The 12477-nt window shown below is 54.3% G+C and carries 14 protein-coding genes and 1 riboswitch; of the genes, 13 read left to right on the top strand and 1 reads right to left on the bottom strand.

Translation table 11 applies throughout. The annotated features are described in order from the left end of the window. The 8 genes from L692_RS32910 to L692_RS0117300 all read left to right on the top strand — a co-directional run. Positions 1-193: hypothetical protein (locus L692_RS32910; protein ID WP_025701371.1), on the top strand; the 193-nt coding region annotated here is incomplete at its 5' end. A 68-nt stretch (positions 194-261) separates the two neighbouring features. Next, on the top strand, positions 262-774 hold the full coding sequence (locus tag L692_RS0117335) for a phosphatidylglycerophosphatase A family protein (protein ID WP_025701370.1): 513 nt from the start codon (positions 262-264) through the stop codon (positions 772-774). Between the two features lie 135 nt (positions 775-909). Next, a complete protein-coding gene (locus tag L692_RS0117330) occupies positions 910-1098 on the top strand; it encodes a hypothetical protein (RefSeq protein WP_025693333.1) in 189 nt (62 codons plus the stop codon). A gap of 73 nt (positions 1099-1171) precedes the next feature. Then, positions 1172-2065, top strand: coding sequence for an acetyl-CoA carboxylase, carboxyltransferase subunit beta (gene accD / locus L692_RS0117325; RefSeq protein WP_025701369.1), 894 nt, complete (start codon positions 1172-1174; stop codon positions 2063-2065). Position 2066: 1 nt separating this feature from the next. After that, positions 2067-3071, top strand: coding sequence for an acetyl-CoA carboxylase carboxyltransferase subunit alpha (locus L692_RS0117320; protein ID WP_025701368.1), 1005 nt, complete (start codon positions 2067-2069; stop codon positions 3069-3071). 278 nt (positions 3072-3349) lie between these two features. After that, complete coding sequence (gene pyk, locus L692_RS0117315; protein ID WP_025701367.1) at positions 3350-4771, top strand: pyruvate kinase; 1422 nt, start codon at positions 3350-3352, stop codon at positions 4769-4771. A 255-nt stretch (positions 4772-5026) separates the two neighbouring features. Next, positions 5027-5584 carry an acyl-CoA thioesterase gene (locus tag L692_RS0117305; RefSeq protein WP_025701366.1) on the top strand — a complete coding sequence of 186 codons (558 nt, stop codon included), beginning with the start codon at positions 5027-5029 and terminating at the stop codon, positions 5582-5584. Next, entirely contained in the window at positions 5581-5979 is a 399-nt protein-coding gene (locus L692_RS0117300) for an FxsA family protein (protein ID WP_025701365.1), read from the top strand. Before L692_RS0117305 ends, L692_RS0117300 begins: the two co-directional genes overlap by 4 nt. Positions 5980-6099: 120 nt before the next feature. Here the strand turns inward: L692_RS0117300 and ytvI are convergent, their stop codons facing one another. Then, positions 6100-7215, bottom strand: a complete 1116-nt coding sequence (gene ytvI / locus L692_RS0117295; RefSeq protein WP_025701364.1) for a sporulation integral membrane protein YtvI — start codon at positions 7213-7215, stop codon at positions 6100-6102. Between the two features lie 383 nt (positions 7216-7598). Here ytvI and citZ point away from each other — a divergent pair, with 383 nt between their 5' ends. From citZ to L692_RS0117270, 5 genes are all read left to right on the top strand, one after another. Further along, positions 7599-8711 (top strand): citrate synthase, encoded by a 1113-nt coding sequence (gene citZ / locus L692_RS0117290; RefSeq protein ID WP_025701363.1) that lies wholly within the window; start codon positions 7599-7601, stop codon positions 8709-8711. 153 nt (positions 8712-8864) lie between these two features. Next, complete coding sequence (gene icd, locus L692_RS0117285; RefSeq protein WP_025701362.1) at positions 8865-10160, top strand: NADP-dependent isocitrate dehydrogenase; 1296 nt, start codon at positions 8865-8867, stop codon at positions 10158-10160. Positions 10161-10311: 151 nt separating this feature from the next. Beyond that, positions 10312-10740, top strand: coding sequence for a hypothetical protein (locus tag L692_RS0117280; protein WP_025701361.1), 429 nt, complete (start codon positions 10312-10314; stop codon positions 10738-10740). Between the two features lie 213 nt (positions 10741-10953). Continuing rightward, positions 10954-11826: an SDR family oxidoreductase gene (locus tag L692_RS0117275; protein ID WP_025701360.1), complete on the top strand. Its 873-nt coding sequence runs from the start codon at positions 10954-10956 to the stop codon at positions 11824-11826. 111 nt (positions 11827-11937) lie between these two features. Then, a riboswitch (TPP riboswitch) is annotated at positions 11938-12039 on the top strand. Positions 12040-12154: 115 nt separating this feature from the next. Further along, positions 12155-12477, top strand: a 323-nt coding sequence (locus L692_RS0117270) for a thiamine phosphate synthase (protein WP_025701359.1), incomplete at its 3' end; no start/stop codon positions are given.

Below are 12477 nucleotides of genomic sequence, written 5' to 3'. Positions count from 1 at the left end.
GGAGGACGGCGGCCTGCTGCCGCAGCTGAAGGAGCTGCTGCAGCGCCATCCCGGAGCGGTGCCCACGCTCCTGTTCTACGAACGGGCGCAGAGGCTGATCGCGCTGAGCGACAGCTTTCGGATCAAACCGTCGCCGGAGCTGTTCGGTCTTGTCGAATCGCTGCTCGGACAGGGAACAATAAGAATAAAATAAGAACATTTCGCCTCTTTTTCGCATACATTAGGGAACCACAGGCTTTACTTGCGGAAAGGGGAATGATGATGTCCTACCAGCTGGCGGTGGATTTATTGGAGCGCAGAGGCGTTTCCATTGATTCGATTGCCGAGATCGTATACAAGCTGCAGTCGTCCTATTATCCGAATTTAAGCGGGGACGAGTGTACAGCGAGCGTCAAGGCCGTCCTGGGCAAAAGAGAGGTGCAGTATACGCTGATGACGGGCATCACGCTGGATGAGCTGGCGGAGAAGAAGCAGTTGCCGCAGCCCTTCCAGGCGATTATGGAGGCCGATGAGTCGCTTTACGGAGCGGACGAGACATTGGCGCTTGGCATCACCGGCGTTTATGGCATGATCGGCCTGACCGGCTTCGGTTATCTGGACAAAATCAAGCTGGGCGTCATCGGCGAACTGAACGGCCGTAAGGACGGAATTCATGTCTTTCTCGACGATCTGGTCGCCGGCATAGCCGCTGCGGCTTCCGCAAGAATCGCGCACCGTCACGAAGGGGCGAAGGTGTATCCCGACAGGGCAAATCCGGCCGAAATCGAGCCATAGAGTATGAATCCGGCGCGGTCTTTCCCGCGTTCCCCTCCTCCCTCTTTTGTTGCAGGAAAAAAGAAAATTGTGTTATCATGGTTCCATTATACGGGATACGGCTTTGGAATCGAGATGGGGAGGCCTCGTCAGGACATGTGGACGGTCATTTACATTGCGCCGACCGCCAAAGTGGCGGATATGATTAAGAGCAAGTTGACAGAAGAGGGATTTCTGGTAAAATGTCGTCCTGTCAATATGTCCAAGCAGCAGTTTGAGATTCTGGTTCCTTCCGGCGAGCTTGATGAAGTGCAGGAAGTGCTTAACCTGATTTTACATCCCTAGATTTACATCACTAGAGCAGTCATACGTTGTAGAAGCTGCCTAAGGCAAATAAACGGCTGAAGAGGTGCGACTCTTGTTTAAAGATTTGTTTCAGAAGAAAAGGAAATACGCGACAGTTCCTTCGCAGCGTCTGGAGCAGCCGAGCACACCTGCGGAGGGGGAAAGGCCCAAGCGGGAAATCCCCGAAGGGCTGATGAGCAAGTGCCCCAAATGCGGTTCCATCCAGTACAGTAAGGAGCTGGAGAAGAATCTCAAGGTATGTACGGCCTGCGGCCATCATCTGCGGCTGAACGCTCCGGAACGGATTGCCATCACGCTGGACCCGGGCAGCTTCACTGAGTTCGACGCGGAGATGACGTCCGTGGACCCGCTTGAATTTCCGGGATACAGCACGAAGCTGGAGCAGCAGCGGCTGAAATCGGGCCAGCTTGACGCCGTGATTACAGGACAGGGAAGCATCGACGGCCATCCGGTTATTGTGGCGGTCATGAACTTTGAATTTTTTACGGGCAGCATGGGCTCGGTGGTGGGGGAGAAGATTACCCGCGCCGTCGAGGAAGCGACGGAAAGAAAGCTGCCGATGATTATATTCTCGACTTCCGGCGGAGCCCGGATGCAGGAGAGCATCCTGAGCCTGATGCAAATGGCGAAGACCAGCGCGGCGCTGGCCCGTTTGGGCGAGTCCGGAGGATTGTACATATCCGTAATTACGGACCCCACGACAGGCGGCGTGTCCGCAAGCTTTGCGACGCTGGGCGATATCAATATTGCGGAGCCGGGAGCCGTATTCGGTTTTGCCGGACGCATTGTAATCGAACAGACCATCCGCCAGAAGCTGCCGGATGATTTCCAGACGGCGGAGTTCAATTTACAGCACGGCCAGCTTGATCTGGTGGTGCACCGAAAGGAAATGCGCTCTATGCTCAGCAAAATTCTGGAGCTGCATGACGTGAAGGGGGGATTTTAGAATGGCGGGGGACTTGCCTTTTGAAAAACCTCTCGTTGATATGCGCAAGAAAATTACGGAGCTGAAGCAGTTCGGGGATGAGAAGGGGATTGATTTCACCGACGAAATCGCCCGGCTGGAGGAACGATACAAGCTGCTGGAGGAGGAGATTTATTCCCATATTTCTCCGTCGCAGAAAATGCACCTGGCCCGGCACCACGGCCGTCCGACCTCGCTTGATCTGATCGGGCTTATCTTCACCGACTTTATCGAGCTGCATGGCGACCGGATGTTCGGCGACGACCTTGCGGTCGTCGGCGGCATTGCGAAGCTGGAGGGGATACCGGTTACCGTAATTGGACAGCAGCGCGGCAAGGACACGAAGGACAATATCGCCCGATTCTTCGGCAGCCCGCATCCCGAGGGCTTCCGCAAGGCGCTTCGTCTGATGCAGCAGGCGGACAAGTTCCGCCGTCCGATCATTACCTTTATCGATACGAAGGGCGCCTATCCCGGCAACACTGCGGAGGAGCGGGGCCAATCGGAGGCGATTGCCCGCAATCTGCGCGAGATGTCCGGACTCGGCGTGCCTGTCGTCTGCGTAATTATCGGCGAAGGCGGCAGCGGCGGCGCGCTGGCGATGGCCGTGGGCAACCGCGTGCTGATGCTGGAGCATGCCATTTACTCCGCCATTTCGCCTAATGGCGCCGCGTCGATTCTGTGGAAGGATGCTACGAAGGCCGACCAGGCGGCGGAAGCGATGAAGATCACGGCGGATGATCTGCTTGCCATGGAAGTCATCGAGGAGATGATCCCTGAGCCCAAGGGCGGGGCGCACCGCGATTACGAGAGCACGGCGGCGTCCATCAAGAATGCCATCGTCCGGCATTTGCATGAGCTGAGCGGTCTGGATGCCGACGAGCTTAAGGAGGACCGTTACCGGAAGTTCCGGAAGATCGGGGAGTTCGCGGAATCGCAGGCTGCGGAAGAAGCTATTGCCGAAGAACCCGCGCTTAGTCCGGAGTAAGCATTGAACATCTTTGTTTGGAGCTGCGGCTCCCGAACAACTCTGCATTCCGTAACCCCGAATCCGCTTCGGGGTTATTTTTTATTTGACTGCGACGACGCTAATTTGAATGAAAAAGCCGCAGAAACATTGATTTTACCGTCCGGTTGAAGTAATATTCATAAGGGCGCAGTCCATACTGCATATGACATAGTTCCTATTCAATTGGACAAGTTTGTAGTAGATTTTGTAGTTGGAAAAAGCGAGACAGAGAGAAACAAAAAAACGGAGGAAAACTAATGCGGAAAAGTAAAATTGTATGTACGATTGGTCCTGCAAGTGAATCGTTGGAGAACCTCAAGAAATTGATTCTGGCCGGAATGAATGTGGCACGCCTGAACTTCTCCCACGGTGACTTTGAAGAGCATGGAGCGCGGATCAAGAACATCCGTCTGGCATGTAAGGAACTGAACAAGACCGTTGCCATCCTGCTCGATACGAAAGGACCTGAGATTCGCACAGGCAAGCTGGAAGTGGAGCCGATTGAACTGGTGCAGGACGAGTACCTGACCCTGACTACGGAAGAGATTCTTGGCGACAAAAATCGTATTTCCGTAACTTATGCCGATCTTCCTAAGGATGTTAAAGTAGGTTCCACGATTCTCATTGACGACGGCCTCATCGGACTTACCGTTGTCGACATTCAAGGCACGGAAATCAAGACCCGTATTGTCAACGGCGGAACAATCAAGAGCAAGAAGGGCGTTAACGTGCCCGGAGTTGCTATTTCCCTGCCTGGTATTACGGAAAAAGACACCAACGACATCATTTTCGGGATCGAACAGGACATCGATTTTATCGCCGCTTCCTTCGTTCGCAAAGCCAGCGATGTCAAGGAAATTCGCGATCTTCTCGCGAAGCATAACGCGGGCCATATCCAAATCATCTCCAAAATCGAAAACCAGGAAGGTGTCGACAATCTCGACGAAATTCTTGAGGTTTCCGATGGCCTGATGGTTGCCCGTGGTGACCTTGGTGTTGAGATTCCGGCGGAAGAAGTGCCGCTCGTACAGAAACTGATGATTCAAAAATGTAACATTGCGGGCAAACCGGTAATCACCGCTACGCAAATGCTTGATTCCATGCAGCGCAACCCGCGTCCAACCCGCGCAGAAGCGAGTGACGTGGCCAACGCCATCTTCGACGGAACCGACGCGATCATGCTGTCCGGTGAAACGGCTGCCGGTAAATATCCGGTAGAATCGGTACTGACGATGTCCCGCATCGCCGAGAAAGCCGAATCCGCGCTGAACCACCGCGACATTTTCCTGAAACAGCAAATTGCCCAAAAGACGACAGTAACGGAAGCGATCAGCCAATCCGTAGCCATCTCGGCGCTGGATCTGAACGCCAAAGCGATCATTTCCTCGACGGTCAGCGGCCACACTGCCCGGGTAGTTTCGAAGTACCGTCCGGTATCTCCGATCATCGCGGTAACGACTCAGGAAAGAACAATGCGCCAACTGGCTCTTGTATGGGGCATAACGCCGGTTCAAGGTTCCCCGGCTTCTTCCACGGATGAGCTTCTGGAAACGGCTGTCAAGGGCGGCAAAGCTTCCGGCCTTGTTGCTGCAGGCGACCTGGTTGTCATCACAGCAGGCATTCCGCTCGGACATTCCGGTTCCACCAACCTGGTGAAAGTGGAGCAAATTACGGAGTAACTGCCGGTAACCTCATAACTGAAGTCTAACCTTATTGCAAGCTATAGATTTCAAATACAAAAGCAATGGCATTTTTCGCCATTGCTTTTTGCATGTTGCTTCAGGGACCATGACGGGGAGGACATAAGACAGCATGAGGAGAATTGCTGAAGCTCCCGCAGAAAGCGGTCCGCGGCCGCCGAAGGATTTGGCACGCAACTTGAAATATAACACGGAATAAGCTATTTTTAATCAAAGGAAAGGAGGATATCATGCATGGAAACCCAAGATTGTGCGCAGGGCCCCTGGCATGCCGCCTCCTTCAGGGTCCGTTACCAGGAGAGCGACCAGATGGGCGTGGTCTACCACTCCAATTATTTGAACTGGTTTGAAATCGGCCGGACCGAGATGCTGCGGGAACTCGGCTTTACCTATCTTGAGCTGGAGAACAAGGGCGTGCTGCTTCCCGTCACCTCGGCGGAACTGCGCTACAAACGATCCGCGAAATATGACGACATGGTCGTTGTCTATACCCGTATGACATCCTTCACTCCGGTTCGCCTGACTTACGAATATGAGGTTCGGCGGATACCCGGTCAGAAGCTGGCCGGAAGCGGTCTGCCAGGAACGGATGCCGCTGCTTCGCATAACCATAATGGGGAACCGTTTGCGGCGGGCTTCCAGGCCTTGGCAGCCGGAGACCTGCTGGTCACCGGCTCCACAGGTCATGCCTGGGTTAACCGGGAGCTGAAGCCCGTGCGGCTGGACAGGACATTGCCTGAAGTTTACGGCGCAATCATGAAGGCGCTGCGCGAAGAAAAGGGGACGATATGATTAAAAGAAACTGGCTGTGGGCGGCGTTATTTATTATCCCGGCCACAGAACTATTCGGCTTTATTCTGGTATCGTCCTGGTTCGGAGCGTCCAAGACGCTGCTGCTGCTGATCTCGACTTCTCTCATCGGTCTGCTGATGATGCGCTTTGAAGGCAGCAAGGTGCTGCAGGACAGCCGGCAGCAGGTGCAGGAGGGCAGAATTCCGGGCCGGACCATGCTGGACGGGTTATGCATCTTTTTCGGGGGGCTGCTGTTGATTATCCCGGGCTTTATCACGGATATTATCGGCTTCACTCTGGTTTTTCCCCTGACCCGGCCAATATACCGCGGATTTCTGCTGAAATGGATTGAGAAGAAAATGAAGAATGGCACGTTTACGTATTATAAGAGATAACCAAGTTCTCGAATCCATATCTGACAAAGAAGAGCGAAGGCATCCGGCAATCCATCGGGCCTTCGCTCTTTGTTGTTGTATAACAGCCGACAGCCCGTGAGGTAAGCTTGCGCTGCCCTCTCAGCGCAATCTGCCGCTGAGAATATAGGAATGCAGGCTGCGGAAGACGCCTGCCCGCCAAAAGGCGCCAGCAATGACAAGCGCAACCGGACCGAGAATCAGGCCGCCCGCGCCAAGCAGCTTCAGACCGGCGAACATGCCGATCAGCATGGCCAGCGGGTCGAGGCCAACGCTGCTGGCCAGCAGCTTCGGCTCCAGCACCTGACGGGTAATCAAAGTAATGCCATACAGCACGGAAAGACCGATGGCAAGCTGCATATCGCCTGTCATAAAGGAGTAGAGAGCCCAGGGAATCATCACGATGCCGACGCCAAGATAGGGCATCAGATCGACAAGGCCGATCATCAGTCCAAGCACGAATGCCGATTTGACGCCCAGGAGCATCAGGCCGACGATAACAATGGCTCCTGTGATCGAGATCAGGACAAGCTGCGCCAGCAGATAGCCGAAGAATGCTCTCCGCAGATCGATCCAGATTTCGGCGGCCGCGCCGCGAAAGCCGTCCGGCAGTATGACTGACAGCATTCGGCCTCGCCGCTCCCAGCCTGTGGCGAGAAAAAAGGCGGCCAGAATGACGACAATCAGCACCGTTCCAAGCGAAGGAAGGGAAGCGATCAGCTTCACAATCAGATTAAAGACGCCGGTAACGAGCCGGGTCGCGGCTACCCCGAGCGTTTCGGTCGTTTTGCTGATATGACTGTCGATGGTGGAGTGATAATCCGGATTGCTGTTGTAGAACAGGTTGATTTGGTTAATGATATTTTGAAGGCGGTTGCTTCGGCTCCAGGATTGAAGCTGTTCATGCCACTGCGGCGCGTGCAGATTGAAGGTTTGGGCAAGAGCGGCCAGCTCTTTGACCAGCCGGGTAACCAGCGCGGTAAGCACAATCCCCGCAGAGCCGATATATAGCGCAAGCGAGAGAATAACCGCAAGCCATGTCGGCAGCCGCAGCCGCTTCAGGGCTTCTACAACCGGACGTATGCTGTATGCGAGCAGCCAGGCCAGGCACAGCGGGTAAAGCAGCGGAAGCAGCACATAGAGGCTGAACAGGACAAGCAGGGCGGCGAGAAGGACCCACAGGCCTCTCAGCAGCCGCGTTAGCGTCAGGCGGTCCATGCCGATTCTCCTTTCATCGCGGTAATGAACGGCTGGTACAATGCTCGTCCCTGCCTTAATGTATATTCCGGTGAATGAGGATTCATCCCCTTTTTGTGACGGTTGAAGCTGAAAGGCATGCTTTATGCACGTTCGTAAGGAAGCATTTTTCTATCTCTCCGATAAAATCATTTGATGCGCTGCAAAGCTTCCGTACAGTTCACGTAATCTACAATTTCCGGTATGATAATTAAAGGCTTTATTTTTGGATTGACCCTTAAATCCTCGCCCTCTCGGGGCGGTGGGCTTTATGATGCGCTATCATTTTTTAATTACTTTAAATTGTAAATGTTTTCACGGGTTTACACCTCTAATACCCACTTGGCAAAAGGAGAGATCTTACAATGACAGTTATAAAGGGATTGGAAGGCATCGTTGCGGCCGCATCCTCCATCAGCTCGATTGTGGATGGCGTGCTCACTTACCGCGGATATGATATCGATGATCTCGCAGAGAATGCCAGTTTTGAAGAAGCCGCTTTCTTGCTCTGGTTCGGCAGCTTGCCGACAACGGCCGAGCTGGAGAAGCTCAAGCGGGACCTCAGTGATTTTGCGGCGATTCCGGAGCCGCTTATCGCGCAGATGAAGCTGTATCCGAAGGATGCCAACACCATGGCCGCGCTGCGCTCCGCCATATCGAGTCTGGCGCTGTACGATGAGGCTGCCGATGATATGAGCCGCAGCGCCAATGAAATCAAGGCCGTGAAGCTGCAGGCGCAAATTCCGACGATCGTTGCGGCGCTGGCGCGGATCCGCAAGGGGCTGGAGCCTATTGCGCCCAAGCCCGGCGCCTCCATCGCCGAGAACTTTTTATATATGCTCCGGGGCGAGCAGCCCGATATGGTATCGGTCAAGGCTCTGGACACGGCTCTGGTGCTGCATGCCGATCATGAGCTTAACGCTTCGACCTTTGCCTCAAGGGTGACGGTCGCGACGCTGTCCGATATATATTCTGGAGTCACTTCGGCGATCGGCGCGCTCAAAGGCCCGCTGCACGGAGGCGCGAATGAAGCCGTGATGAAGATGCTGGAGGAAATCGGCGGCATTGACAACGTGGAGCCTTATATCCGCGGCAAGCTGGATCGCAGGGAGAAAATTATGGGCTTTGGGCACCGCGTCTACAAGAACGGCGATCCGCGCGCGAAGCACCTGATGAAAATGTCGCGCGAACTGGGCGTGATCAAGGGAGATACGAGGCTGTACGACATGTCCGTGAAGATCGAAGGGATGGTGACCGGACAAAAAGGCCTCAAGCCCAATGTCGATTTTTATTCCGCCTCCGTGTATACTCAATTAAGCATAGACCGCGAGCTGTTTACGCCGATCTTCGCCATCAGCCGGGTATCGGGATGGACCGCTCACATTCTCGAACAGTATGAAGATAACCGCATTATCCGTCCGCGCGCGGAATACACGGGTCTTGTGGAGCAGAAATACGTTCCGGTCAACGAAAGATAAGCAGCCTTTGCGCATGCCTGTCCTCTAGCGGAAGGGCGGGCTGCGGCAGATAATGGGCCGCTGAAGGGCGTGCGCTTCTTCCAGCCGGTCTGCAGCCGGAAGCTGGCAAGAAGCGTATGCTCCACACCACTTTTAAGGAGGAATTACACACTAATGCTGAAACTCGAAAAGTACCAACTGCCGACAGAGGGCGAGCAAATTACGATTGACAATGGCAAGCTGCAGGTCCCCGATCAACCGATCATTCCTTTTATTGAAGGCGACGGAACCGGACGCGACATTTGGAAAGCCTCCAAGCGGGTGCTGGATGCGGCCGTTGAGAAAGCTTACGGCGGAACCAAGAAGATTGCCTGGTATGAAGTGTTCGCCGGAGAGAAAGCGTACAATACATACGGAGAATGGCTTCCGAACGATACGCTCGAAGCGATCCGCGAGTACATCGTCGCAATCAAGGGACCGCTGACGACTCCGATTGGCGGAGGCATCCGTTCTCTTAACGTGGCGCTGCGCCAGGAGCTGGATCTGTACGTATGTCTGCGTCCGGTACGGTATTTCGACGGCGTGCCTTCCCCGGTGAAGCATCCGGAGCTTGTGGACATGGTCATTTTCCGGGAGAACACGGAGGATATCTACGCCGGCATCGAGTATCAGGAAGGAACCGAGCAGGTCAAGAAAGTGATCGAGTTCCTGCAAAAAGAAATGGGCGTAAGCAAGATCCGCTTCCCGGAAACGTCGGGCATCGGCATCAAGCCGGTATCCTCCGAAGGCTCGAAGCGCCTCGTGCGTGCAGCGGTGGAATACGCGGTCAAGCATGGCCGGAAGAGCGTCACGCTTGTGCATAAAGGCAACATTATGAAATTCACCGAGGGCGCGTTCAAGAACTGGGGCTATGAGGTGGCCGAGCAGGAGTTCGGCGACAAGGTGTTCACCTGGAACCAGTACGATGTAATCAAGGAGCGCGAAGGCGCTGACGCGGCGAATGCGGCTCAGAAGCAGGCGGAGCAGGATGGCAAAATCATCATCAAGGACGCCATCGCCGACATCGCGTTGCAGCAGGTGTTGACGCGTCCGACGGATTTTGACGTTATCGCCACGCTGAACCTTAACGGCGACTATCTGTCCGATGCGCTGGCGGCGCAAATCGGCGGGATCGGCATCGCTCCGGGAGCGAACATCAATTACGTGACCGGACATGCCATTTTTGAAGCAACCCACGGTACGGCTCCGAAATATGCGGACAAGGACGTTGTGAATCCCGGTTCGGTTATTCTGTCCGGCGTCATGATGCTTGAGCATTTGGGCTGGCAGGAAGCCGCCGATCTGATCTACAAAGGCATGGGAACGGCCATCAACAACAAAACGGTAACTTATGATTTCGCCCGGCTGATGGAAGGAGCGACAGAGCTGAAATGCTCCGAGTTCGCTGATCAAGTAATCCAGCACATGTAGGAAGGAATTCGCATGTGTAATTGACAAAAGTATGAACGCATCCCCATTTTATTTAGGATAAAATGGGGATTTTCTTTTGTGTTTGAGAAGTTATTGTTTATAATTATTATTGATATAACATATGTCATAGATTTATCGGGAGGGATATGGTATGGACTGGAGCGTTTTAATGTTCTTACATATGATCGGCACCCTGGCGGTTGGTTTCTATCTGGTGCTGCCTTTCATTCTGGGCCGGACCGAGAAGCTTTCTGCGGCAGCCAGGGAGGGGACGCTTAGCGCAGTCAGCGGGTTTAACCGCTTTGCCCAGTATGGCCTGGTCATTCAACTGCTCACAGGCGGTTACATGATGACCAAAGGAGAGTACTCGGTCCCGTGGATGATTATTGTCTCCCTGCTGCTGCTTGCCATGTTCGCCCTGGGCGGCATTATGAGCAGACCGCTGCGGCTGGCGGCCTCGGGCATGAAGCAGAGCCGCGACGTCTCCGGCGAAACCGGCAAAATCCGCACATTGAGCGCGCTTCTGGCCGTATGCTTGCTGATTATGGTTTTCTTTATGGTTTTTGACGAGATTATCTGAATAGCCGCGCTAAGCTCGTCCGATTTGCGCCCGTCTTCCCTTGGGAGAGGGCGTTTTATGTTTGTGGAGATTCATGATGCATGGATTCTCCCCGTGATTGATCTTCCGGCAATTGGTTAAGTTAAATATCGTAAGGAAATTGAATAATTGTCAACCCCCAAGACATCCTAAGGAAAGTCTAATTTTTACAACTTTTCGAAAGGAGAATGCAACATGTCTACGAGCAATCAGCAAAGCCAGAAGACTTTACCGCCCCAGCATCAGGATCGTCAGCCCGGATTGGAATCGGAGATGACGCCGCGTCCTAAATACGAACCAGCGGCATACAAAGCGGCAGGCAAGCTGCTGGGCAAAGCGGCCCTGATCACCGGCGGAGACAGCGGCATCGGCCGCGCGGTAGCCGTGGCTTTTGCCAAGGAGGGAGCCGATGTGGTCATATCCTACCTGAACGAACATTCCGACGCGGAGGAGACGAAGCGCCAGGTCGAGCAGGAAGGACGCAAATGTGTTCTTGTCTCCGGCGATATCGGCGTCGAAGCATTCTGTCAGGACCTGATAAACAAAACTGTTGAGGGTCTGGGCAAGCTTGATATTCTTATCAACAATGCTGCGGAGCAGCATCCGCAAGCGAAGATCGAGGATATCAGCTCCGAGCAGCTGGAGCGGACGTTCCGCACCAATATTTTCTCGATGTTCTATTTGACAAAAGCGGCGATGCCCCACTTGAAACAGGGATCGACCATCGTCAATACAACTTCGATTACCGCTTACAGAGGTAATCCTCAGCTGCTGGACTACTCGTCCACCAAAGGCGCAATCCTCAGCTTCACCCGCTCGCTCGCCATGAATCTGGTCGATAAAGGCATTCGTGTCAACGCGGTCGCGCCGGGTCCGATCTGGACGCCGCTCATTCCGTCCACCTTCGACGAGAAGCAGGTCAGCGAGTTCGGCGGAACGCAGCCAATGAAGCGCCCTGGACAGCCTGAAGAGCTGGCACCGGCTTTTATCTATCTGGCTTCCGATGATTCTTCGTATGTGACCGGCCAGGTCCTTCATGTGAATGGCGGCGAAATCGTCAACGGCTGACATCATGTAACGCAAAGATCCGGTCCCCATGATGCGGATGGGCTTTTTGCATGAAACAGTGGTATTAAAAGGAAAATTATGATACGCTGTGGAGGATCGATAATTGCATAGCACGGACACTAGGGGTGCCGCAAGGCTGAGACGGACGAACGGTTCGGACCCTTTGAACCTGATCTGGTTTGGACCAGCGTAGGGAAGTGGAGAGTGAATATCTGCATCCGGGCCTCTTACGGCTCGAACCCATTGCAGTTTCCAGCCGCCTTCCTTCGGGAGGGCGGTTTTTTGGTGCGGTTTGGGATAAAAGAAACACGGGAGGCGAAACATCGCCATGAGTTCAGAAAAAGATTCCGTTCCCCGGTTATCGGGGGCTGTGGAGATCCGGGAAACCGAGCCTGAAATCCATCTCATTTCCGGCGGAGGGACATCGCTGGACAGCTTTGTCCTTATCTCCGCCGCCGTCCATCCCTTTGTGGATTATATCCATTTGCGCGAGAAGTCGTGTACCGCAAATGAGCTGTACCATGCTGTGCGGGAGATGTGCCGCCTTGGAGTGCCGCCCGGGCAAATCGTCGTGAACGACCGGCTGGATGTCGCGCTGGCTTCCGGCGCCGCAGGCGTTCAGCTTGCGGGGCACAGCCTTCCCGCCGCCGC

The sequence above is a fragment of the Paenibacillus forsythiae T98 genome (assembly GCF_000520735.1).
Classification (GTDB): Bacteria; Bacillota; Bacilli; order Paenibacillales; family Paenibacillaceae; genus Paenibacillus_AQ; species Paenibacillus_AQ forsythiae.
This window is presented reverse-complemented; position numbering and strand designations above follow the sequence as displayed.

Excerpts from the sequence above, each read along its gene's own strand:
- L692_RS0117335 (WP_025701370.1), top strand. The coding sequence starts at position 262 with ATGTCCTACCAGCTGGCGGTGGATTTATTGGAGCGCAGAGGCGTTTCC.
- L692_RS0117330 (WP_025693333.1), top strand. The coding sequence starts at position 910 with ATGTGGACGGTCATTTACATTGCGCCGACCGCCAAAGTGGCGGATATG.
- L692_RS0117320 (WP_025701368.1), top strand. The coding sequence starts at position 2,067 with ATGGCGGGGGACTTGCCTTTTGAAAAACCTCTCGTTGATATGCGCAAG.
- pyk (WP_025701367.1), top strand. The coding sequence starts at position 3,350 with ATGCGGAAAAGTAAAATTGTATGTACGATTGGTCCTGCAAGTGAATCG.
- L692_RS0117305 (WP_025701366.1), top strand. The coding sequence starts at position 5,027 with ATGGAAACCCAAGATTGTGCGCAGGGCCCCTGGCATGCCGCCTCCTTC.
- L692_RS0117300 (WP_025701365.1), top strand. The coding sequence starts at position 5,581 with ATGATTAAAAGAAACTGGCTGTGGGCGGCGTTATTTATTATCCCGGCC.
- ytvI (WP_025701364.1), bottom strand. The coding sequence starts at position 7,215 with ATGGACCGCCTGACGCTAACGCGGCTGCTGAGAGGCCTGTGGGTCCTT.
- citZ (WP_025701363.1), top strand. The coding sequence starts at position 7,599 with ATGACAGTTATAAAGGGATTGGAAGGCATCGTTGCGGCCGCATCCTCC.
- icd (WP_025701362.1), top strand. The coding sequence starts at position 8,865 with ATGCTGAAACTCGAAAAGTACCAACTGCCGACAGAGGGCGAGCAAATT.
- L692_RS0117280 (WP_025701361.1), top strand. The coding sequence starts at position 10,312 with ATGGACTGGAGCGTTTTAATGTTCTTACATATGATCGGCACCCTGGCG.
- L692_RS0117275 (WP_025701360.1), top strand. The coding sequence starts at position 10,954 with ATGTCTACGAGCAATCAGCAAAGCCAGAAGACTTTACCGCCCCAGCAT.